The organism is Clostridium guangxiense, assembly GCF_021043395.1.
GTDB lineage: Bacteria > Bacillota > Clostridia > Clostridiales > Clostridiaceae > Clostridium_S > Clostridium_S guangxiense.
The window spans coordinates 1-21,966 of record NZ_JAJNKE010000052.1 but is presented as its reverse complement, the minus strand read 5'-3'; the positions used below and the strand labels follow the sequence as shown (position 1 = coordinate 21,966).

Here is a 21,966-nt window from a genome sequence, read left to right as displayed (position 1 = left end):
TAATATTAATCCGCGAAAGTATAATATTATGTTTATTTTTATGAAAATGTGATATAATATATTTAAAAGAAGCCGTTACGGTTTTTTAGATGAATGTGTTTTTAATTCAAAATGCGCTTATGTCAGTAAGCGTATTTTATTTTTTTGATTTTTTATCTTCAGCTGTTACAGCGATTTCTGCATCGATTAAATCTTTAATGGTTGCCTTAGTTTTTAATTCTAGTTTTTCTTTCTTATAAGTTGAAAAGAAAAACATTCCAGCTATTATTAATGCTGTTATACAAAACATTGCAACAAATACAAGTTTATCACTCAAAAGCTGTCACCCCATCTGCTACCAATTAACCGCAATGGTTCCTTTGCAAGAGAGTAAATTCTGGGGAGTGACTACCTAAAAACATTTTATTCTCTCGGTAATATTATACCATATATTACTACAAAAAAATTATAGTTCGTATTTTTTTGGTTTCAGGAATTTCATGAGGCTGTGATCTTAGTGTGGGACCTAGTAAAAAATAAAAAAATACCGAACAATATTTAAGGGTACCTATAAATATTGTTCGGTAGATGTATGTTTGGCAAAGCTCTTTATAATTGACCTTTGTCCTTTTTTTATCTTTCATGTTTATTCTTAAATTATTATTTTTTAATATCTCGAACAAATATCATATACAATAGAAGAAAGTATAAAAACTAAAATAACTCCTAATATTACGTTTACTAAAATATTTTTATCCTCTTTTATTTTTTTTATTATAAATATATGGTTTACATAAACAATACTGGTCATTATTGATGCTATAAGTACATAACTTGATGTATTCATTATATCCCTCCTGTACCTCTGTAGCACATGCTACACAGTTAAATTTCGTTTATAACTTATTATAAAAGTAGCAATATATAAAATAATTGTTAAAATTTTTTACACCATATTAGTAATAAATTTATTGCAGCATATTGTATAAAACATTACAATTTATCTAATATTATACTTTCATAATAAAGATATTACAATATATAGAGCAATTATTGCTATTTAATTTTCCTAATGTTATAATATAATTATAAAATATGTATATTATATAAATATATTACAATTAAGGGGGTTTATAAATAAATATAAAAAAAATAACATCAATTTTTTCAATTGCATTAATAAGTTTATGTCTTATTAATGGTAATTCAATTGCACATGCACAAAGTAATGCAATAAATGCAAATAATAATAATATTCAAAAAATAAAAAATATGGTTCACGAGGGAAAAAGTGTACAAGCAATTAGTACAAGCAACTCATATGTTAGAATTACAGACTTAGGTAATGGAAAAAGCCAAATTGATAAATTTAATAAAGGCGGTTACATTAAAGAAAGAACTAAAGAAAAAAATGCTCAGTTATTTGCTAATCAATTAGTTACTGGTCCCCAATCTAATCCTAAGAAAACAACTTGGTTACAAATGTTTACAGAACTTGATACAAATTATAGTGGAAACTATACTGTATATGGATTTTATTCATGGTTAACTGATGCCAATAATAAAAAAACTGATGTTATAGGACTTTCACATGATAGTAACGTTACGTTTGATGATAATGCTATAACTCATAATTATTATTACTGGGATAATACCGAAAATTATCTTAGCGATACATACATGACTGCTAGTTCAAATGGTGCACATTCTGCATCAACTGGATCATATTTTGAATTCCCATTTAACTATTGGGATACCGATGTAAACCATCTACCTTATGGTTTTATTCAAGTATCTGCACATAAAGCTAATTCAAATGCATTAAGAAGTGATATTTGTTTTACTTATGCTCACCAGCAAACCGTGTTTTCAGTTACTCCTACTGTATCTTTTAGCGGATTTAATATAGTTGTAACTCCAACAGATAAATTTGAATCGCCAAATGATACTCTTGATGCTTACTTATATTAGCTATACAACGTTAAAAGTCAAATTTTGTGTTAAGAATAAGATATCGTAATAAATTTTATAAATTAATTATTATATGATCAATAAAAGCAGTAAAGGCTTTATTTTATGAAACTTTTACTACTTTTTATATTTTAGTTTGATGTATTCTCTTGATGTCTGTATATTGACTTCTTAATGCGTGTGTGACGAAATTATTTAATCACAAATAGCATGCTTAATAACCTTTTTAAGCTCTTCCAACTCTTCCTTACTCAAATCTTCTTTATATTTTATAAATCCAGCATCGATTAGAGTTTGTATATTTATTTCCAAACATTTATCAATATCTTTATCTGAAGCTTTCATAAGTATCTCACAAAACATTTTTTCTTAATTATAACAATATTTCAAGAAGAATAATAATGTCCGTATGAACTTAAGCTAAGATGAGAAAGCTTCATTCTATAGACTAGAGGGACGGCAATTTTTGTGTGTAGTTGTCTTGCAGCAAATCAGGGGAAACTTCCCCGATGTGAGTTCTTAAAATTAATATTTAACGATGGACTTCTTAAAATCATAATTTTGCGAAATAATACTGAGACATGCATTTTCACTGTTCATAAGGTATTATCTCAAAATGACGTCAGCAATAAGTTTCAAGGTGGTTTATCTTTAGGAGGTTATGAAAAAAGGTATTCTATAAGTTTTACTATACCGTGCATAAAGCATTATGAGCGGCTCGTAAAAAAGAATACCTATATTTTTCACATCCTCCTTTATAATAACAAAAATATAATTACTTAAAAATATTGATTTGTTACTTAAAAATACTTATAATAAAATTATGAGGTGATTATATGTATCAGGAAGAGAGGCTTCTTAAGATATTAGAGTATCTAAACAAGAATAACAGTATGTCTGTACACACTATTTGTGAAATGTTTGAGGTATCTAGAGATACAGCAAGACGTGATATTGTACAGCTCATAAAGCAGGGGGCAGCTGTCCGAAGTCGAGGGGGTATAAGTCTTCCAGTTTTAAAAAACACAATTAAAAATTACAGGGAAAGACTTGAAGCATATTCTGATGAGAAAAGGAATATTGCCAAAAGAGCATTGGAGTTTGTTTCTGAAGGGGAACATTATTTCTTTGACGTTTCAACTACAGTAAGCTTTCTTTCACAATATGTTGATAAAAATATTACAGTATTTACTCATTCTCTTGATAACATTGAAATACTATCTGAGAAAAAAGATGTATGTGTGTATTCTATGGGAGGATGTCTTAATAAGGAAAATAGATTTTTTTATAATCCGGATTGTATGACTTATATCAATGGAGTTAAGTTTGATGTGGCATTTCTGGGAGCAGCGTCCATAACAAAGGACGGCATTTTTTATGCTGATGAAGAAGATGCCTATATTAAAAAGGAGGTTTGCAAAAATTCTTCTAAGGTTATAGTTTTGGCTGACTATGAAAAATTTGATAAGCTAAGCTACTTTAAGGGAATTGATTGGGAGCAAATAGATATGCTAGTTACTGATGGCATGCCACCGGATGAATTTGTTCGCATTATGGAAGCTCAAGACATAAAGATTGTTACTGTGTAATTAATATAGATAGACAACTTGAAAGGTTAAAATGACTAATGCCAAATTCATCCTGTTAAACTGGAAGTTGATTCAGAGCACAGAGTACAAAGTACAGAGTACAGTGAAGGTGGATTTACCTTTCGTTTCTCTCAGGTAAATCTTAGAACTTAATAGTGTCAGCTACGCTGAGCACTATATTTTAAGCGCTTTGCGTGCATTAAGTTTAAGATTTTTTGTAGCGACAGCGGAGAAAAATCATCCTTCACTGTACTCTGTCCTCTGTACTTTGTACTCTGAGTTAAATTCCAGTTTGTCAGGATAAATTTAGAATTTGAAATTTTCAAGTTTTACGTTTGCTATCTATAATACAGAGTAAAGAGTAGACTCTAATAAATGGGGGTATTAAAATGGAAAATTTTAAAATGATATGTTTGGACATTGATGGTACATTATTAAATTCGAAACACCAAATTACGGAGGAGACAAAGAAAGCAATTAAAGCTGCGGTAAATGAAAAAGGAATTCCTGTAATCTTGGTTTCAGCTAGAATGCCAAAGGGAATAATATTTTTGCAAAAGGAACTTGAGATAGAAGCACCAATTATATGCTATAGTGGTGCGTTAGTTTTAGATAAAAATGGAGAGACACTATTCCAAAAGCATATGTCGGTTTTAGACATTAAGGAAGTGTATACGGTTGCTAAAAAGCTTGGAGTTCATGTAAGCTTGTACAAAGATGATGAATGGTGTATAGAAAAAATGGACGAGTGGGTAAGACAAGAGTATGAAATAACGAGTATTATTCCAAATGTAATTAATTTTGAGTTTTTGTTTGAAGTATGGGAAAAGGAAGATTCGGGATCAAACAAAATTTTGTGTATGGCTGATCCGGACAAAATAAATCTATTAAAGAAACAACTTAAAATTGATAGTTTAAATATATATCCTTCAAAGCCAACTTATCTTGAGATTATGCCAAAAGGAGCTTCGAAGACATCTGCAATAGAAATTCTTAGAAAAAAATTTAATATAAAACAGAGTGAAATACTTGCAGCTGGTGATAATTACAATGATATGGATATGATAGAGTATGCTGGGCTTGGGGTTGCAATGGGAAATGCACCAGATGAAGTTAAGAAATGTGCGGATTTTGTAACTTTAAGTAATGATGAAGATGGAGTGGCAGAAGTTATAAAAAAGTTTTGCTTGGGTAATTAGAATATAATGATATCTAGATTTATAATTGTTTGTTAAGATAAAATAGAAACATAAGATGAATTTATGTTTCTATTTTATATACTTTACTAAATCTTCAACTAAATCTTGAACTTTTGTGCAGGGGTTCATTTTAGTAGGCAAAGAACAATTCTTATAACTATCAAATAAAGTATTGCTTCTTTTTATAGCATCATTAACAAAATCAAAAGTAACATCAAATATATTTTTAGCATTTTTATTATAAATACCATTGTTGATATTTCTGCTTTTAAAGTGAGCATTTAATTTAGGGTAATATTCTTTTGCGGAAATTGCTGAATTTAAGTTCTGAAAATGAAGTGACAACCATAGTTCAAAACATTCATTTGACCAAGCAACCTTAAGGTCATTTTTTTTAGCAAGTTGTATTGCTTCGTCAAAATCAGGATTCTCATCTCTGTCAAATACAACCCAGACTTCGCTATAGGTACTTAAGCTGCGCAATTTTAAAGCTTCATTAACGAGCGATGTTGTAGAGCGTCCTCTCCCTTCTACCTTGAGAGATACTTTATCTACTATAATTTTGCTCTTAAATAAACTTTCAATTCTCTGTTTTATGCCATTGAAATAATTAGGTTCAGTTTCTATACCTTCAGTTACAATTAGATAATTTCCAGGGCCAGGTGTTTTTATATTTTCTTTTCTTGGATGCTTGCGACCAGCTCTATTTAACTTTGCCATTTTCATCGCCCCACATATCATATCCTCTAAGTATAGGAATAGCACCATATTTCCCTAGAAGATAATCTTTATTATAAGAAGCATCTTTTCTAACTTTTTTATCATCTTCAAGTTTATATTCAGCTAAAGAATATAAACTTGAAACTGCATGTTTATCCTTTTCTACAAACCATATTTGATCTCTTCTAAATATATCTCTTGTTAAGGTGTAGTTATCATGAGTTGCATATATAAGTTGACCACTATCTTTGTTGATGTTTTCATTATGAAACATAGTTAAAATACGCCTCAAAAGTAGTGGGTGAAGTTTTGAGTCAAGTTCGTCAATGAACAATGTGAAACCTAAATCCAGTACACTTTCTAAAAAGTAGAATAGTGAAAACATTTTTTGAGTTCCACTGGATTCTTGAGAAAGAGGAAGGTTATAATATTTATTAGTTCCTTCAATTAAATGTTTTGTATATATTTTGTATTTGGGTTTATCATTAATTAAGTTTTTTTCTACAATTATTCCTTTAATATCAATATCAATATCATTTAGGAATGATAATAATTTATTTTGATAATTTATATTTTCGATATCTGGTGTAAATTCACTTAAAACTTTTTCAGATGATACGTTACCATAATCTAGGACCATGGTAAGACCAAACCAATTTAAAACATCTTTAGCATAAGGAATATTGGCATTTGATATTATAGAAAGAAATAGGGTTTTATCTTTAACCATAGGAATAAAGTTGTTAGCACCTTTAAGTTTTTTAGAATCACAGGTAATATTTGAACCTTCCCTTTCGAATAGTGGAATAAACTTTCCATTATTATTTTTTATATACAGCCATTCTTCATATATTTTTTTATTATCAAGAGAGAAACCATATTGATATTCTTCTTTTTTAAATCGAAAAAAAACTTCAAATTCAGCAGGTTTGTTTTTACTATTATTATCAAATGCAAATCGCTTAAGTGGTATGTTTTCATCATTAGATGCGTTTTTAAAAGAATCCATCACCCATGTTTTCATAAATTCAAAAGCTTCAATCACAGAACTTTTGCCGCTGTTATTGGCTCCATAAATTGCAGCAGTTTTAATGTACTTTTCGCCATCATCAAAAGTTATTAAATTATAAGGGTGTTCCGTAATAGAAGTTGCAGTCATGTCTAAGGTAGTTTCGTTTTTAAAACTTTTAAAATTTTTAAAATTAAATTGTATAAGCATTTTTCTCACATCCTTACTAATATAATACTATATTTATATTAAAAAATGAATGAAATTGTGAAAATCACTCACTATTTATTTTTGACAAGTATAATTTATTTATCCACTAAGTTTACTACAAGTTGGATAATTAAATAAATTCTAAAAACATATTGACAAAGAAGAAATAATTGTTAAAATAAAATTAGCACTCAGTTATATAGAGTGCTAACAAAATATTGACTTAAAAATTTATTGATAATATATACAATCTACGAAAGGAAATGATATCATGGCAACAAAACAGTTTAAGGCAGAGTCAAAAAGACTCCTTGATTTAATGATCAATTCTATCTACACAAATAAAGAAATATTCCTAAGAGAGCTAATATCAAACGCAAGCGATGCAATTGATAAGAGTTATTATCGTTCACTTGTAGATGAAAATGTAACTTTCAATAAAGAGGATTTTTACATTAGAATTACAGCAGACAAGGAAAATAGAACACTTACTATAACTGATACTGGTATAGGAATGACAAAGGATGAACTTGAAAACAACCTTGGAACTATAGCAAAGAGTGGATCTTTAGCTTTTAAAAATGAAAATGAAGCCAAAGAAGGAGTAGACATCATAGGACAGTTCGGAGTTGGCTTTTACTCAGCATTCATGGTATCAGATGATGTAGTTGTAAAAAGTCGTTCTATAAATTCCGATGAGGCTTACAAATGGGAATCAAAGGGTGTAGAAGGTTATGAGATTGAAGAGTGTAAAAAAGATGAAGTTGGAACTGAAATAACACTTAAGATAAAAGCAAATACAGAAGACGAAAGCTACGATAAATACTTAGAAGAATATACACTTAAGGAATTAGTTAAAAAGTATTCTGATTTTATAAAATACCCTATAAAAATGATGGTAAAAAAGAGCAGAGTAAAAGCTGGTACGGAAGACAAAGAAGATAAAGATAAGGAATATGAAGATTATTTTGAAGATGAAACTTTAAACAGCATGGTTCCAATCTGGAGAAAGAACAAGAATGAATTAAAACAGGAAGACTACGACCAATTTTATATGGATAAACATTTTGGATGGGAAAAGCCTTTAAAGACAATTCATTCAAGTGTTGAAGGTGCAGTAAGCTATACAACACTTTTATTTGTACCGGCTAAAGCTCCATTTGACTTCTATACAAAAGAATTTAAAAAAGGTCTAGAGCTTTATTCAAACGGTGTACTTATAATGGAAAAATGCGAGGATTTACTTCCAGATTACTTTGCATTTGTTCAAGGCTTGGTTGATTCTGCTGATCTTTCTTTAAATATTTCAAGAGAGCTTTTGCAGCACGATAGACAACTTAAATTTATTGCAAAGAAGATAAAAGAAAAAATCAAAAATGAACTTTTATCTATGCTAAAAAAAGACCGTCAAAACTATGAGAAATTCTATGAAAGCTTTGGAAGACAGCTTAAATATGGAGTTTATTCTGATTACGGCAGCAATAAAGATGTTCTTCAAGATTTACTTTTATTCTACTCTTCAACAGAAAAGAAGCTTGTAAGCCTTGATGAATATGTTACCCGTATGAAAGAGGATCAGAAGTTCATATATTATGCAGCTGGTGAAAATATAGATAAAATTGATAAGCTTCCGCAGACAGAGCTTGTTAAGGATAAGGGTTATGAAATACTGTACTTCACTGATGATGTAGATGAATTTGCAATTAAGATGCTCATGAAATACAAAGAAAAAGAATTCAAATCTGTTTCAAGCAAGGATTTAGGTTTTGAAGCTGATGAAAAAGAAAGCGAAAAGGAAACAGAAGAAAACAAAGAATTATTTAATTTCATGAAGGATGTACTTAAAGATAAGGTTAAAGAAGTTAAAGCATCCAACAGGTTAAAAACTCATCCAGTTTGTCTATCAAACGAGGGTGAATTATCTATAGAAATGGAAAAAGTACTTAAAATGATGCCTGATGGAAATGGTGTTAAGGCAGAAAAGATTTTGGAGATAAATACAAATCACCCAATGTTTGATGCTATAAAGAAAGCATTTGCAGAGGATAAAGATAAATTAAAGATGTATTCAAATCTTCTCTACAATCAAGCTCTACTTATAGAAGGACTTCAAATAGAAGATCCTGTACAATTTGCTAATGATGTATGCTGCTTAATAAAATAGGAAATTTAAATTTAATTGTGCCAAAATGCCATATTTAAGGTATTATGGTGCAATTAAATTTTTTTATTTAGAGTTTATTTTAGATATTTAACTAATTAATTATGATTATTACTTGACAATTTATATTTATAGATATATCATGTAAATATAGAAAAGGTAAGCTTTAATTACCGAGTTACTAAAAGTTACTTAGTTATAAAAATTAAATGAGGTGAAGTAGAATGTCAAAAAGTTTTTATGAAGCTGTAGAAAATAGAAGGACAATATATGGTATAAGCAAGGAAAGTACAATTAGCGATAATAGATTAAAGGAAATAATCAATTTTGCAGTTAAAAATACTCCTTCTGCTTTTAATTCACAAAGCTCAAGAGTTGTGGTACTGCTAGGAAAAGAACATGATAAAGTTTGGGATATTGCGAAAGAAGAACTTAGAAAAATAGTACCTAAGGAAAAGTTTTCCGAAACAGAAAATAAAATAAACTCATTTAAAAATGGATATGGAACTATTTTGTTTTTCGAAGATCAAAATGTAGTGAAAGCACTTCAACAAAAGTTTTCACTGTATAAGGATAACTTTCCAGTATGGTCAGAGCAGGCGTCAGGAATGCTTCAGATAAATATATGGAATGCACTTTCATCTGAAGGACTTGGAATATCTCTTCAGCACTATAATCCACTAATTGATAGTGAAGTGAGCAAAGAATGGAACATACCAAGTGGATGGAAATTAAGAGGGGAGATGCCATTTGGCAAACCTACTTCTGCTCCAGAGCAAAAAGATTTTTCTCCACTAGAGGATAGAGTTAAATTTTATAAATAAGTTGTGCTTTAAAAGAATGTGATAAAGTTTAATAGATTAAAATTCCAGAGCTTGTAATTACCTGGAATTTTTTTTATTGAATTTATTAATTTATAAAAATATTAAGTAAAAATGTTTGTATTGATATATAGAGTAAATTATAATTGTATTAGCAAGAATAAAGTTAATAGGAGCGATGAATATGATAAATTTTGGGATAATAGGTACAAGCAAAATAGCTGATCAATTTGTAAAAAGTGCAAGGTTAATACCTGATTTTAAACTTAATGCAGTATACTCAAGAAAATACGAAACTGGTAAAGAATTTGCAGAAAAATATGATGCCCAAAATGTATTTACGAATTTAGAAGATATGGCTAAAAGTAATTTCGTTGATGCTGTTTATATAGCAAGTCCTAATTCACTACATGCGCAGCAGGCAATAAAATTTTTAAATAACAAAAAACATGTTTTGTGCGAGAAATCAATGGCGTCAAATTTAAAAGAAGTAAGCGCTATGGTTAAGGCAGCAAAAGATAATAAAGTCCTTTTAATGGAGGCTATGAAAGTTACATTTTTACCGAACTTTAAGATTATAAAAGAAAATCTACATAAAATAGGAAAGGTTAGAAGATGTTTTATAAGTTATTGTCAGTATTCTTCAAGATATGATGCATATAAAGAAGGAAACATTCTAAATGCCTTTAAGCCTGAGTTTTCAAATGGAGCTATTATGGACATAGGTACTTACTGTATACAGCCTCTAGTCAATCTCTTTGGAAAGCCAAACAAGATAAAGGCTTCTTCCTTGAAACTTGAATCTGGGGTTGATGGTGAAGGAAGTGTAATTTTATCTTACGATGATATGGAAGGTGTAGTTATTTACTCAAAGATATCTAACTCCTATATTCAAGGTGAAATTCAAGGGGAAAACGGATCTATAGTTTTTGATAAAATAAATCCTATTGAGAAGGTTTCAATTATATATAAAGATGGAAGAACAGAGGATATATCAATGCCTCAAAGAAAAGAATCAATGTATTATGAAATCAAAGGATTTATACAGGATATTAAAAGTTGCAAATTAGAGTCCGATATTAATTCATATTTTCAATCTATAACTTCAATAGATATTATAGAAAATGCACGAAAACAGACAGGAATAGTATTTCCAGCAGACTTTTCATAAATTGTACTTCAACTAAATATATGCTGGTATGAGGAGGTAAGTTGTGCAGCCATATATAGCTGTTTTAATAATTTCATCATGTATATTTTTGGTATCGGTTAAGGCTTTATGGAGCAAGTTGTGCATAAATGGAAGGAAATTGCTTGCTTTAAGTTGGGTATTAGTCTCCATATGGAATGGAATGTATGCAGCAGAATTACTAAGCCATGATTTGAAAATTAAAACATTATTATTTTCTATTAGATATGTATTCATTGTTTATATACCAGTGTTATGGTTAATAGCAACGGCGGAGTTCACAGAAAAAGATGAATTTCCCGAATACTTTAAAGTAATATTTTTTATTATCCCCACTATTGTAGCTGTTATTATTTTAATCAATCCATATAATAATTTATTTGCATATGATTTTAACATAGAGTTAAAAAATGGTTTTAACATTCTTACCAAAAAATTTGGAAGTTGGTTTTGGGTTGATACTGTATATAATTATTTAATAAATATAATTAATATAGCAATTTTATTGAAAGTGGCTTTTTCAAAACCGTACAATGTTAGAAAGCAAGCAATTGGTATTATTGTAAGCATAAGCTTCCCGATTTTTAGCAATATAGTTCAGACTATTAGCATGCAGTTTGGTAATTGCATAGATTTTACACCTGTTTCATTTTTATTTTCTGCATTAATAGCTGGTTTTGCTACAATACAATATGGATTTATAAATGTTGTTCCTATTGCAAGAGAATATGTTTTTGAAAGCATGGATGAGCTTATGATAGTGATGGATAACAATAGAAAGATAATTGATCTAAATAAAAGAGTGGTTGATGCATTTAGTACCAGTATTAGTGAAATGCTAGGAAAGCCAATAGAAAGTTTAATTAGTGAAATTTCAAGGTATGATTTTTCTAATTTACGCAATGATCCTTTAAAAATTCAACTTAACCACAAATTTCGGGAGAAAAAAATTTATTATTATGGTTCTATAAAAGCTATTAAGTTTGATAGTGATAATGTAACTGGATACTTGCTGCTATTGCAGGACGTAACACAGCTCACTGAAGCTCAAAATAGATTGAGAAGGTTAAATACTAAGCTTTATAATGAATCAATAAGAGATGGCTTAACAGGATTATATAATAAAAAGCATATTACTAAATTATTGAATGAAGAAGTTGAAAAAAGTAAAGGAAAACAACTAGGTCTTACTATCGCTATAATGGACATTGATTTTTTTAAGAAAATTAATGATAGCTATGGGCATTTGGTTGGCGATGAGGTCTTAACGAAGGTATCTAAGATAGTGAGGAGTGAAATTAAGGACAATATACAGATAGGAAGATTTGGGGGAGAAGAGTTTCTTATAATTATGCCTGGAATTACGCTGCAGGAGGCTATTAAATTATGCGATAGAGTTAGAGAAAAAATCTCATGCTGTAAATTTAAATATGAAAAATTGATGGTTACTACGAGCATAGGTTTAGCTGAATTTAATAATGATGATATTAACAGTATCTTAAAGAGAGCAGATGATTTTTTATATAAGGCAAAAGAAAATGGAAGAAATAGAGTTGAGTTTTACTGAAATAAAGTTCTTTTAAGTGATAGTAAGCTTAAGAAAATTTTATTTTTGGGCTTTGTTTTATTATGAATTTAAAACCACTGCCGCATGAATAAAAATCATGGGCAGTGGCTAGGTTAACTATTTATTACCTTTTTTACTTTCATCTTTATGTACTGCAGCTTTATTTCCATTGTTTGAGTTATTATTCTTTACTTTTTCATCAGCGTTTTTCTTGGAAGCTTCGGTTGCTTCTTTTTCTGTTGTAACAGTTGTTTTAGGAGCAGTAGTTGTATTAGTGTTTTCTGTTGTTTGAACTGTAGAAGTACTGCTGTTTGTAGGTGCAGGGCTAATACTGTTTTCAGTTGTTGTACTAGTGCTGCCCTCAGTAGTTTCGGTTGTAGAGGTAGCATTAGTAGTATTTTCATCAGTATCAGTATCAGTGTTTTTATCCTTTTTTCCTTTTCCTATCTTTGTGCTCTTAATAACTTCGCTTTTATTTTTCTTGGCATTATCAAATGCAGTTTGCTTTTCTGCAAGTACGGTATTAGCAGCATCTAAGACAGCTTTAGCTTTTTCTATTGAAGCAGTATCTCCAGTTTTTGTAGCATCAGCTAAGGTTTTCTTTGCAGTATTTACTGCTTTTTTAGCATCATTTAATTCATGTCTTGCAGTTACCATTTGTTTTACAGCTTCTTTTTTCTTAGCTTGCATTTCTGCTACTGCAGCCACTTTTTCAGATGCACTCTTAGGAAGTTTATCTTTTAGAGCATTAAGTGTATCAATAGAGTTTGTGTTGAAGCTTTCAACATCTTTAAGTGCAGTATCAACATCTTTAGCTTCATCTTCTGATGCAGGACTGTCTTTTAGAACTGAATCTATTTCTGTTGATGTTTCATCTGATGCAGCTTTTAGGTTATCTACTGCTTCCAATTCTAAGTTTGATTTTTTACTTTCTATTAATTTTTGGATTTCACCTAATCTTTCTTTTTGAATTTCAAGAAGTTTTTCTATTTTCTTAGAAGGTGAACTTGCAAGTTTTACCTCTAAATTATCTATAGCTTTATCAAGTGGATATAATATACTTCCAGGTGTTACACCTGCATAAGCTTTGTAGTCACCAGTTGTATTTTCTGCTGCAAATGCAGATACTGATAAAGACATTGTGAAGAATAGAGATAATCCTAAAATAAATTTTCTTTTCATAATAAATTTCCCCCTTTGTGATTTTCAGTAATATTTACGAGAAGATTGGTTAATTTGAGGGGGGAAATTAAAAAAAATTAAAATTGCCCCTTAAAATAGAGGAGTATTTTCGTACTTAATATATGTATGATGAAAAGTATTTTAATTAATATTCTGAAGTTTAAACGTGGTCCCGTTAAGGGGTTACCGCACGGAAGCTTGAGGTTTACATGTTGTAAAATGATATGTTTAAGGTATTATGAGACAAGCATAACCTAAAGCTAGAGTCGGTAACCCTATATGTAGAAAGGGTGAAAGAATGGAAAAAGATTTCCGTATAGGAGATATAAATTTATTTATAGAAGAAAATATGGAGTTTATATATAAAACCGCTTCTTTTATATGTAAGAAAAAACTTGATAAAAATAATGATGAAGAGTTTAGTGTTGCAATAGAAGCCTTTAATAAGGCATGTGAAACTTTTTCAGAGGGAAGAGGAAATTTCTTTTCCTATGCTAAGGTAGTTATTAGAAATAGTCTTATAGACTTTTTTAAAAATTCTAGCAGGACGCCGCTTCTGTATTTTGATAATGAAGAAGGGGAAAGGGAAATGCACAATAATATGTCCATAGATAAATATGATATGGAGGTGGAACGCAAAAACAGAATAGATGAGATAAATATTTATAAGAAGCACTTAAAGCAGTATGATATAGATTTCTTTGAACTTTCAAAAAGTTCTCCTTCCCATAGAGATACAAGGGATGAGGTTCTTAATGTAGCTATTTTGTGTGTAAAAAATGAATACATAAAAGGAAAATTGGAGGAGAAGAAAAGACTCCCCGTTACTGAAATAATGAGATTAACAAATAAAAATAGAAAATTTATAGAAAAGTGGAGAAGGTATTTAATATCTTTAATAATAATTTTATCAAATGATGAGTTTATGTATTTAAAGTCGTATCTCAATATTAGAAAGGAGGAATAAATGTGATGAAAAAAAAGGGAATGGTTATGGAAATAAGGGGAAGCAGCGCAATTGTAATGACCGAAACAGGAGAATTTGCCAGAGTAAGGTGTGGAAAATCTATGCCAATATGCGGTGAAGAATATGAAGGATATGAAGCTAAAGATACAATTTCCCTTAGAAAAGCGTTTATAACTGCGGCAGCTGCAGTGTTTATATTTGTTTTAGGAATTATAGATTATTGTAATCCAGTGAAAGCTGTAGAAATTAATATGAATTCAAAAATAATGCTCAAATTAAATAGATGGAATCGTGTAATGGCTGCTTCTACTCCAGATAAAAGAGGAGAGGAAATATTAAGCAAAACCAAAATTAAAAATATTTTAGTAGATAGAGCTATAAAAGAACTTATGTTAGAAGCAAAAAAAGAAAAATTAATAAAATCTTTTTCTGAGGTGAAAGTTAATCCACTTGAGGGAAGTGTGGATTTATCATTGATAAATGAAAGCATTAAAAAGGAAAGCTCAGCTGATAGCAAAAAGGTAAATAATTTAAGTAATTCAGGTAATGAAGTGAAAAATCAAAACAGAGTTTCGAATCCTCCAAAGGTAAATGTTCCAGCCAGCAGTAATGTTTCTTCTCCTGTAAATGCAGGTGCTAAAAGCAATGCAGATAGCAAAAATAGTAAAATGGATAACAGCAATGGCAAATCAGTAAATAATTTAAATAAAAACAGTGTTAATAATAGCAATAAAAACTCAAAAACAAATCACAGCAGTAATAATAAGAATAATAGCAATGCTAGTACTAGCACGGATAAAAGTAACAAAGGTAATCAGAAAGCAGAAAACAGCAAAAGTAAATAGAACTACTTGAAAAAAGTTATTTTTATAAGTTAAAAGTTGACAAAGTTATGAAGCAATATTATACTAAAAGTGTAAATGAAAAATATGTAACTGTTGAGCAGACATGAGTTTTAAACTTGTGTCCTTTTTTTGCTTGTTTATATTAAGGAGAATGATATATGGATTTGAAAATTTTAGTGGTAGATGATGAATTATCAATTAACGATATTTTAACTACTGCATTAAAAGCTAATGGGTACAAGGCTACAAGTGCCTTTTCAGGAAAAGAAACAAGAAGTTTCCTTGATAGCTTTAAACCTGATTTGGTACTTCTTGATATATGTCTTCCAGATGAAGATGGATTTGATTTATGCAAATACATTAATTCAAAATATTCAATACCAATAATTATGCTTACTGCAAGAAATGATGTGGTTGATAAAGTGCTTGGTCTTGAACTTGGCGCTGATGACTATATAACCAAGCCTTTTCATATTAAGGAAGTGCTTACAAGGATAAAAGTTGCCTTAAGAAGAGTTGAAAAGTATAAAAATTATAGTATTACCAATGTACTTAATGTAAATAGCAACATTAAAATTGATATAGAAAGCAGAACTGTAAAAGCTTACGATAAGGAAGTAAAATTAAAGCCCAAGGAATATGATTTGCTTGAGTTTTTGACCCAAAATAAAGGGAGAGTATTCACAAGAGAGGAGCTTCTCGATAGAGTATGGGGCGATGAGTATGATGGTGAATTAAGAACTGTAGATGTTCATGTGAGAAGATTAAGGAGCAAACTTGATAATGAAAATTGTGGATCGATAATTGAAACCGTCTTTGGAGTAGGGTATATAATGAGGTGAAAAATGAAAATAAAATTAAAATTTATGCTTAGCTTATCAGTTATACTTGTAGTTCTTGGAATTATATTAAATATTATAATTAGGCAGGCATTGATTTCTAATATGGAGCAGCAAATAAGCAATTCGCTGAAGGAAGTAATGAAAAGTACTCAGGAATATATAAAATATACACTTATTATTGATTCAATGGGATTTAGCGATGATCAAATAAGTGGTTATGGTTTGAACGAGGAAGGTTTAAAAGCAGCGTCTTCAAGTATTGTTAAGAATATAAATATGAATTATAACTGTACTTCAAGGATTAGCAGTATGGATGGGTATGCAATTAAAAATAATATTAATGTAGATTTTAAAGATACAGTTGTAAAAAGTGTGAAAGCCGCTGAAAATGGCAAAGCAGTAATAGAATTTAAATATAACAATACTGGAGTTAATGGTATTCTATCATATCCCATATATGAAAATGAAAATTATATTGGAATAATGACTGTATGCAAAGATTATGACCAGCTTTATGGAGATAACAATAGAATAATAAATTTCATAACCATAATTGAATTTGCTATTTTTATCTGCATTTTTATTTTGGCTTTTTTTATAACAAATAAAATAACAAAGCCAATCACCAAGCTAACCAAGGCAGTAAAAAAAGTTGGAAATGGGGAATATGATTATGAAATTCAGTGTAAAACCAATGACGAAATGGGAGTATTAGCAAGAGAATTTATAAATATGAAGAACAAGATAAAGGAACAAATAACAACTATAGAAAGTGAGAAGGAAAAAGTTGAAAGGCTTGAAAAGGTAAGAAAGAAGTTCTTTGACAACGTAACGCATGAGCTTAAAACTCCTCTTACAGCAATTTCAGGTTATGCAGAAATCCTAACGGAAGGAATAGTAGAGGATGTAGAGTTTAAGGAAAGAGCTGTAAAAAGGATATATTCTGAAAGTGAAAGGCTTCATAAGCTTGTTTTAAAATTGATTGATGTATCAAAGGGCGATTCGTTTGTTGATGAAGCCTCAAAGCCAATTGATATGAGAAAGCTTTTGATTGAAATATGTGATGATATGAATATGAAGGCTAAAAAGTATTCTCACTCTATATGCAGAGATATAAAAGACGGCAACATTTTGGGACAACCTAATAAAATTAGAGAGCTTATAATAAATGTTTTGGATAATGCCATAAAGTATTCTACTGAAGATAAAATTTATGTTAGAGGTATGATTCTTGACAATTACTATAAATTTGAAGTTGAAAATAAAGCGAATCCAATACCAGACAATATTTACAAGAGAATATTTGAACCTTTTGTGAAATCACAAAAATCAATAGAAAAGCATAGCAGTGGACTAGGTCTGTATATATGCGATGAAATAGTAAAAGAGCATAATGGAGAAATAAAAATTGAAAATGGAGAAAAAATTGTAGTAAAGATAAAAATACCTCTAATGGAAACAACTTGGCAATAATTTTATTAAATTTGATAAAAAATCAGTGATATCATTAACTTGTAAAAAGAAAAGGAGAGAGTGCAATGAGAAGGAATCATATAACAAATTATTTAATTTTATTAATACTTTTGGCATTTTCCCTATCTATCAGCGGCTGTTCACATAAGGATAAGGAAATTGTAGTGACTAAAGATGTAAAAATGGCTGCAAAATCAAAACAGGCAGAAAATCAAGTTAAAAAGAACATTGATTTGGGAAATAAATTGGTAGACAGCGGAAAGTATGACGAAGCAAAAAAAGCTTATGATAAGGCAATTGAGTTAGATAAAAAGGATAAACAAACTTATCTAACTATAAAGGATAAGTATTTGTCAAAGGGAAAGCTTCAAGAAGCGTATGATGTAGTACAAGAAGCAATTACAAATAATGTTGATGTTGAAAATATGAAAACATTGCTTTCACAGATAAAGGCAAAACTTGAGGCAAATAAATTAACTATTCAAGATGCATCAACTGAAAAAAATAAAAATAATAATAGCAATCAAAAACCAAGTGAAAATCAAAGTGTAAGTAATTCTCAACAAGCTACTGCTGTAGTAAATAGAAAAATAATTGGATTTGTAAAAAGCCTGTATGAGAGCAATGGAAAAAGATATTTAGTTATTGATGAAGTAGAGTTTTATAGAGGAGATAGAGCTGTACAAGAGGCTAAGAAGGATGGGGTATATCAAGAGGGTGTTTCAATGGAGTGGTATAGCAGAAAAGTAGGCAATGGAACAACTCAATATGAAATTTCTGATAATGCTCAGTTTGATGTTTCAAAGTATAGATTAGATAAAAATTTTGTTGGGAATTCAAGCATAAATGAATCTGTAAGCTATGATAAGTTAAAAAGTATTTTAGATTCAGAAGAAGGAAAATTGCTATATTGGGTTTTCTTACAAAATAATGTTGTAGTAAACATGGATCAGCAGTTTATTCCTTAGTTATACTTTAAATTTGCGAGAGTGTAAAATTTATATAAAAAATGTAAGCCAATTAAAATGCCATGTGCACTTTAATTGGCTTATATTTTTAATTTGTAGAGGTAAATAGTTCAATTATTAGATGATATGTTGTTTTCCTTTTAATAGTATTGAAAGTTGAGCATTAATAATGTATAATAAATCTAATGTTAAACTAGGAGGATTATTATGTTTTCATTGAGAATTAAAGTGACAATTTTAATACATCATCATTACTAGGAAGACTTGTGTCTCGAATAATCGTAGATACAAGTTTAATAAACGTTAAGGGCTTGTATCTACCTGGTGATTGTGATAATGAATTCATAATTTAGTTAACCATGCAGGTACGTATAAGCTTGCATGGTTTTTATATTTAAAGATAAAGGAGTGTTAAAAATGGGTAATAAAATAAAACCTTCAATTTTACCAGGATTTATGGAACTCTTACCAAAAGAGCAGTTAATATTTAATGATATAGTTTCAAAAATAACAGGAGTTTACGAGGAAAATGGCTTTTTGCCTATGGATACCCCAATAATTGAAAAAGAGGAAGTTCTTCTTGCAAAATCAGCAGGGGAAACTGAAAAGCAGGTATATAGACTTAATAAAGGAGATAAAAAACTTGCGCTTAGATTTGACCTTACAGTTCCTTTTGCAAGATTTGCAGCACAATACATGAATGATTTAACGTTTCCCTTTAAAAGATATCAGCTTGGAAAAGTATATCGAGGAGAAAGAAATCAAAAGGGACGTTATAGAGAATTTTATCAATGTGATGTTGATATAGTTGGAAATGGCAAGTTAAGTATAAAAAATGATGCACTTGTAGTTGCTATGGCATCAAGAGCGCTTAAGAAAATAGGATTAACTACATATAAGCTTCAAATAAGCAACAGAAAAATATTAAGTGGATTTTTAACTGCGCTTGGCATAGAAAATATGCAGGAAGTTATGATACTTATAGATAAATACGAAAAAATTACAAAAGAAGAATTTTTATCTGAGCTTGAAGAACTTGTTGGAAAAGAGAGCAGCGAAGCTATAAATAATATAATGGGAATACAGGGATCTAATGATGAAATTATTTCTCAGCTTAAAGCGCTTAATGTAAGCAGTGAGTTATTTAATAAAGGTGTAGAAGAAATAGAAGCGGTTAAAACTTACTTAAACATATTTGGTGTAGAGGACAGAGAATTTACAATAAATCTTAAAATTATAAGAGGACTTGATTACTACACTGGAACTGTATTTGAAACCATATTAGAAGGAAACGAATCTTACGGTTCAGTTTGCTCTGGAGGTAGGTACGACAACCTAGCACAAAATTATACAGACAATGTACTTCCAGGAGTAGGAATGTCTATTGGTATAACAAGATTATTCTTTGTATTGAAGGAAATTGGTTTTATAGATAAGTATAATCACAATTCATCAATAGAATATTTAATAATTCCTATAGGAGATACAATTCCTTACTGCGCTAAGGTTTGCAAAAAACTTCAAGAAAAAGGCTCTAAAGCAGAAATATATTTAGAAGATGACAAGCTTAAAAAGAAGATGTCTTATGCAGATAAGCTTAACATAAAGAAGGTTATAATTATCGGTGAAGATGAGGTTAATAGTGGAGAAATTGTTGTAAAAGACATGGCTACTGGCAATCAAGAAAAAGTTAGTATATAGAATAATGGAATCCTCAAATATTAGATAGATCTAAGAACTTAAGATCAGTGACAAATTAAGCTTTTCTCCGTAATTTGTCACTGTATTTTTATAAGGTGGGATAGTGTTATGGGATTATTATTATCAAGACCATCCATACAATATAAACAGCAGGTTTTAGAATACAAAAACGAATTTATAGAAGATGGTGATGATTTAGCAGGTACTTCATATTTGGAAGAATATGATAATTATGAAGAGTGGATGAGATTTGTATTTGATAACGAAAAAGAGAATACGAAACATACTGAAGTAACTGCAAGTGTGTTTTTAGCAATTAGAGAAAATGACAATAAATTAGTTGGCATGATAAATATTAGGCATACATTAAATGAATATTTATATAATTACGGAGGACATATTGGATATAGTGTAAGAAGAACTGAACGCAGAAAAGGTTATGCTACCGAAATGCTGAAAATTGCATTGAAGAAGTGCAGAAAATTAAAAATGAAAAAGGTTTTACTTACATGCGATGTTAACAATATTGCTTCTGCAAAAACAATAAAAACTTGTGGTGGAGTATTAGAAAATGAGGTTCCTAATGATGGAAGATTGGTTCAGCGATATTGGATAATTTAGTGGGAAATATGATTACTGCAAATCAGAAAAAATGTATTAAATGTAAACAATATGCACTTTATAATATGGCTTTGTATGCTTAAGCTTTTGGGATAGGCTCATGCATATCTGGAGCAGGAAAAAGTATTCTATCAAAAAGTAAAAGAGCAAAGAAATTATTAAACTTACCGCAGCATAAAGATATACAAGCTATTCTTTTTTTAGGTTATTGTGATGTTAATTTTAGAAATAAAGTTGAAGAAATTAAACCCAAAATACAGTGGAATAACGCAGTAGCCCCCTTCAAGACTGGAAAACTAATAAAAGCAAAATAAGCACATAATGTTCTTGAAACATGAATTAAAGAAACTTTATACTTTGCCACGAAAAAGCTTTGAACTCAATTTAAAACATAGAGTAATTCAAAGATTTTTCGGAGCAAAGCGGAAAAAGTTATTTCTTAACTTGTCGCTTTTTTATATAATTTTCACCCCATATTTTAAGACTGTCTAAAACTATGGAAAAGTCCTGCCCAATTTCACTGAGCTTGTATTCTACCCTTGGGGGAACTTCGGGGTAAACAGTTCTAATAATCATTCCGTATTCTTCTAAGGTACGAAGCTGCTTTGTAAGTGTTGCCTGTGTAATATCTGGTAGCAGTTTTTGAAGCTGATTAAATCTAAGAGTGCCTTCGCTTAAATAGTGTAAAATAATTAATGCCCATTTTCCAGATAGAATTTTTTGAGCGGTGGCATAGGGGCATTTGCCGAATAATTCTTCTTGTGTTAACATAAGAGCTCCTTTCGTATATAGACAACATCACTTCACTTAGATCGAAAAAGCAAGGAATATTTTTCTCCGATTCTCTACGAAAAATACACTGTTAACAAGATTTAACAATGAAAATGATTATAAACTGCTTAAATAATGTATTACAAAGATTTATGCTAAAATTCCGTAGGTACGGAGGAAT

The 21,966-nt window shown here is 29.8% G+C and carries 21 protein-coding genes; 14 read left to right on the top strand and 7 right to left on the bottom strand.

All coding sequences use genetic code 11. The features are described 5' to 3' along the window. Nucleotides 1–136: 136 nt before the first annotated feature. Together LQK79_RS18860 and LQK79_RS18855 are read right to left on the bottom strand one after the other, a co-directional pair. Nucleotides 137–316 (bottom strand): hypothetical protein, encoded by a 180-nt coding sequence (locus LQK79_RS18860; protein WP_231017491.1) that lies wholly within the window; start codon nt 314–316, stop codon nt 137–139. 330 nt (nt 317–646) lie between these two features. Next, nucleotides 647–826: a hypothetical protein gene (locus tag LQK79_RS18855; RefSeq protein ID WP_231017490.1), complete on the bottom strand. Its 180-nt coding sequence runs from the start codon at nt 824–826 to the stop codon at nt 647–649. Nucleotides 827–1,251: 425 nt separating this feature from the next. Here LQK79_RS18855 and LQK79_RS18850 point away from each other — a divergent pair, with 425 nt between their 5' ends. Further along, a complete protein-coding gene (locus LQK79_RS18850; RefSeq protein ID WP_053243592.1) occupies nt 1,252–1,950 on the top strand; it encodes a hypothetical protein in 699 nt (232 codons plus the stop codon). Between the two features lie 195 nt (nt 1,951–2,145). Here the strand turns inward: LQK79_RS18850 and LQK79_RS18845 are convergent, their stop codons facing one another. Beyond that, complete coding sequence (locus tag LQK79_RS18845) at nt 2,146–2,295, bottom strand: hypothetical protein (protein WP_198150108.1); 150 nt, start codon at nt 2,293–2,295, stop codon at nt 2,146–2,148. Nucleotides 2,296–2,786: 491 nt separating this feature from the next. Here LQK79_RS18845 and LQK79_RS18840 point away from each other — a divergent pair, with 491 nt between their 5' ends. Both LQK79_RS18840 and LQK79_RS18835 read left to right on the top strand, forming a co-directional pair. Next, a complete protein-coding gene (locus tag LQK79_RS18840; RefSeq protein WP_231017489.1) occupies nt 2,787–3,539 on the top strand; it encodes a DeoR/GlpR family DNA-binding transcription regulator in 753 nt (250 codons plus the stop codon). A gap of 389 nt (nt 3,540–3,928) precedes the next feature. After that, nucleotides 3,929–4,738, top strand: coding sequence for a Cof-type HAD-IIB family hydrolase (locus tag LQK79_RS18835; RefSeq protein ID WP_231017488.1), 810 nt, complete (start codon nt 3,929–3,931; stop codon nt 4,736–4,738). A 69-nt stretch (nt 4,739–4,807) separates the two neighbouring features. Here the strand turns inward: LQK79_RS18835 and LQK79_RS18830 are convergent, their stop codons facing one another. Together LQK79_RS18830 and LQK79_RS18825 are read right to left on the bottom strand one after the other, a co-directional pair. After that, the gene (locus LQK79_RS18830) at nt 4,808–5,458 is read right to left on the bottom strand and encodes an RloB family protein (RefSeq protein ID WP_053243584.1); all 651 of its coding nucleotides are present in this window, start codon (nt 5,456–5,458) and stop codon (nt 4,808–4,810) included. Further along, on the bottom strand, nt 5,442–6,677 hold the full coding sequence (locus LQK79_RS18825; RefSeq protein ID WP_231017487.1) for an AAA family ATPase: 1,236 nt from the start codon (nt 6,675–6,677) through the stop codon (nt 5,442–5,444). The genes LQK79_RS18830 and LQK79_RS18825 overlap by 17 nt, the downstream gene beginning before the upstream one ends. 271 nt (nt 6,678–6,948) lie before the next feature. Between LQK79_RS18825 and htpG the strand changes: the two genes are divergently transcribed. The 4 genes from htpG (at nt 6,949) to LQK79_RS21135 (ending at nt 12,415) form a co-directional block, all read left to right on the top strand. Beyond that, entirely contained in the window at nt 6,949–8,841 is a 1,893-nt protein-coding gene (gene htpG / locus LQK79_RS18820; RefSeq protein ID WP_231017486.1) for a molecular chaperone HtpG, read from the top strand. Between the two features lie 221 nt (nt 8,842–9,062). Continuing rightward, nucleotides 9,063–9,662: a nitroreductase family protein gene (locus LQK79_RS18815; RefSeq protein WP_231017485.1), complete on the top strand. Its 600-nt coding sequence runs from the start codon at nt 9,063–9,065 to the stop codon at nt 9,660–9,662. 181 nt (nt 9,663–9,843) lie between these two features. Further along, nucleotides 9,844–10,830: a Gfo/Idh/MocA family protein gene (locus LQK79_RS18810; protein WP_231017484.1), complete on the top strand. Its 987-nt coding sequence runs from the start codon at nt 9,844–9,846 to the stop codon at nt 10,828–10,830. A 43-nt stretch (nt 10,831–10,873) separates the two neighbouring features. Beyond that, nucleotides 10,874–12,415, top strand: a complete 1,542-nt coding sequence (locus LQK79_RS21135) for a histidine kinase N-terminal 7TM domain-containing diguanylate cyclase (protein WP_231017483.1) — start codon at nt 10,874–10,876, stop codon at nt 12,413–12,415. Nucleotides 12,416–12,532: 117 nt separating this feature from the next. Here LQK79_RS21135 and LQK79_RS18800 read toward each other — a convergent pair whose 3' ends face one another. Beyond that, on the bottom strand, nt 12,533–13,597 hold the full coding sequence (locus LQK79_RS18800; RefSeq protein ID WP_231017482.1) for a DUF5667 domain-containing protein: 1,065 nt from the start codon (nt 13,595–13,597) through the stop codon (nt 12,533–12,535). A 298-nt stretch (nt 13,598–13,895) separates the two neighbouring features. On the opposite strand from LQK79_RS18800, the gene LQK79_RS18795 reads away from it, so the two are divergent. The 7 genes from LQK79_RS18795 to LQK79_RS18765 all read left to right on the top strand — a co-directional run bounded on the left by LQK79_RS18795 (nt 13,896) and on the right by LQK79_RS18765 (nt 21,014). Then, on the top strand, nt 13,896–14,564 hold the full coding sequence (locus tag LQK79_RS18795; RefSeq protein WP_231017481.1) for a sigma factor: 669 nt from the start codon (nt 13,896–13,898) through the stop codon (nt 14,562–14,564). Nucleotides 14,565–14,569: 5 nt separating this feature from the next. Then, a complete protein-coding gene (locus tag LQK79_RS18790; protein WP_456237100.1) occupies nt 14,570–15,409 on the top strand; it encodes an anti-sigma factor domain-containing protein in 840 nt (279 codons plus the stop codon). A gap of 158 nt (nt 15,410–15,567) precedes the next feature. After that, nucleotides 15,568–16,251 carry a response regulator transcription factor gene (locus tag LQK79_RS18785; RefSeq protein ID WP_231017479.1) on the top strand — a complete coding sequence of 228 codons (684 nt, stop codon included), beginning with the start codon at nt 15,568–15,570 and terminating at the stop codon, nt 16,249–16,251. A 3-nt stretch (nt 16,252–16,254) separates the two neighbouring features. Further along, nucleotides 16,255–17,724, top strand: coding sequence for a HAMP domain-containing sensor histidine kinase (locus LQK79_RS18780; protein ID WP_231017478.1), 1,470 nt, complete (start codon nt 16,255–16,257; stop codon nt 17,722–17,724). Nucleotides 17,725–17,789: 65 nt separating this feature from the next. Next, nucleotides 17,790–18,692: a tetratricopeptide repeat protein gene (locus LQK79_RS18775; RefSeq protein WP_231017477.1), complete on the top strand. Its 903-nt coding sequence runs from the start codon at nt 17,790–17,792 to the stop codon at nt 18,690–18,692. A gap of 417 nt (nt 18,693–19,109) precedes the next feature. Continuing rightward, nucleotides 19,110–20,393, top strand: a complete 1,284-nt coding sequence (hisS, locus tag LQK79_RS18770; RefSeq protein ID WP_231017476.1) for a histidine--tRNA ligase — start codon at nt 19,110–19,112, stop codon at nt 20,391–20,393. Between the two features lie 108 nt (nt 20,394–20,501). Next, a complete protein-coding gene (locus LQK79_RS18765) occupies nt 20,502–21,014 on the top strand; it encodes a GNAT family N-acetyltransferase (protein ID WP_231017475.1) in 513 nt (170 codons plus the stop codon). Nucleotides 21,015–21,446: 432 nt separating this feature from the next. On the opposite strand, the gene LQK79_RS18760 is transcribed toward LQK79_RS18765, so the two are convergent. Next, entirely contained in the window at nt 21,447–21,785 is a 339-nt protein-coding gene (locus LQK79_RS18760; RefSeq protein WP_231017474.1) for a winged helix-turn-helix transcriptional regulator, read from the bottom strand. Between the last annotated feature and the right edge of the window lie 181 nt (nt 21,786–21,966).

Bases quoted from the DNA above. Each gene is read 5' to 3' on its own strand.
- LQK79_RS18825 (WP_231017487.1), bottom strand. From the start codon at position 6,677: ATGCTTATACAATTTAATTTTAAAAATTTTAAAAGTTTTAAAAACGAA.
- LQK79_RS18835 (WP_231017488.1), top strand. From the start codon at position 3,929: ATGGAAAATTTTAAAATGATATGTTTGGACATTGATGGTACATTATTA.
- LQK79_RS18765 (WP_231017475.1), top strand. From the start codon at position 20,502: ATGGGATTATTATTATCAAGACCATCCATACAATATAAACAGCAGGTT.
- LQK79_RS18785 (WP_231017479.1), top strand. From the start codon at position 15,568: ATGGATTTGAAAATTTTAGTGGTAGATGATGAATTATCAATTAACGAT.
- LQK79_RS18780 (WP_231017478.1), top strand. From the start codon at position 16,255: ATGAAAATAAAATTAAAATTTATGCTTAGCTTATCAGTTATACTTGTA.
- LQK79_RS18815 (WP_231017485.1), top strand. From the start codon at position 9,063: ATGTCAAAAAGTTTTTATGAAGCTGTAGAAAATAGAAGGACAATATAT.
- LQK79_RS18810 (WP_231017484.1), top strand. From the start codon at position 9,844: ATGATAAATTTTGGGATAATAGGTACAAGCAAAATAGCTGATCAATTT.
- hisS (WP_231017476.1), top strand. From the start codon at position 19,110: ATGGGTAATAAAATAAAACCTTCAATTTTACCAGGATTTATGGAACTC.
- LQK79_RS18840 (WP_231017489.1), top strand. From the start codon at position 2,787: ATGTATCAGGAAGAGAGGCTTCTTAAGATATTAGAGTATCTAAACAAG.
- LQK79_RS18800 (WP_231017482.1), bottom strand. From the start codon at position 13,597: ATGAAAAGAAAATTTATTTTAGGATTATCTCTATTCTTCACAATGTCT.
- LQK79_RS18830 (WP_053243584.1), bottom strand. From the start codon at position 5,458: ATGGCAAAGTTAAATAGAGCTGGTCGCAAGCATCCAAGAAAAGAAAAT.
- LQK79_RS18775 (WP_231017477.1), top strand. From the start codon at position 17,790: ATGAGAAGGAATCATATAACAAATTATTTAATTTTATTAATACTTTTG.
- LQK79_RS18850 (WP_053243592.1), top strand. From the start codon at position 1,252: ATGGTTCACGAGGGAAAAAGTGTACAAGCAATTAGTACAAGCAACTCA.
- htpG (WP_231017486.1), top strand. From the start codon at position 6,949: ATGGCAACAAAACAGTTTAAGGCAGAGTCAAAAAGACTCCTTGATTTA.
- LQK79_RS18855 (WP_231017490.1), bottom strand. From the start codon at position 826: ATGAATACATCAAGTTATGTACTTATAGCATCAATAATGACCAGTATT.
- LQK79_RS18790 (WP_456237100.1), top strand. From the start codon at position 14,570: ATGAAAAAAAAGGGAATGGTTATGGAAATAAGGGGAAGCAGCGCAATT.
- LQK79_RS18845 (WP_198150108.1), bottom strand. From the start codon at position 2,295: ATGAAAGCTTCAGATAAAGATATTGATAAATGTTTGGAAATAAATATA.
- LQK79_RS18795 (WP_231017481.1), top strand. From the start codon at position 13,896: ATGGAAAAAGATTTCCGTATAGGAGATATAAATTTATTTATAGAAGAA.
- LQK79_RS18760 (WP_231017474.1), bottom strand. From the start codon at position 21,785: ATGTTAACACAAGAAGAATTATTCGGCAAATGCCCCTATGCCACCGCT.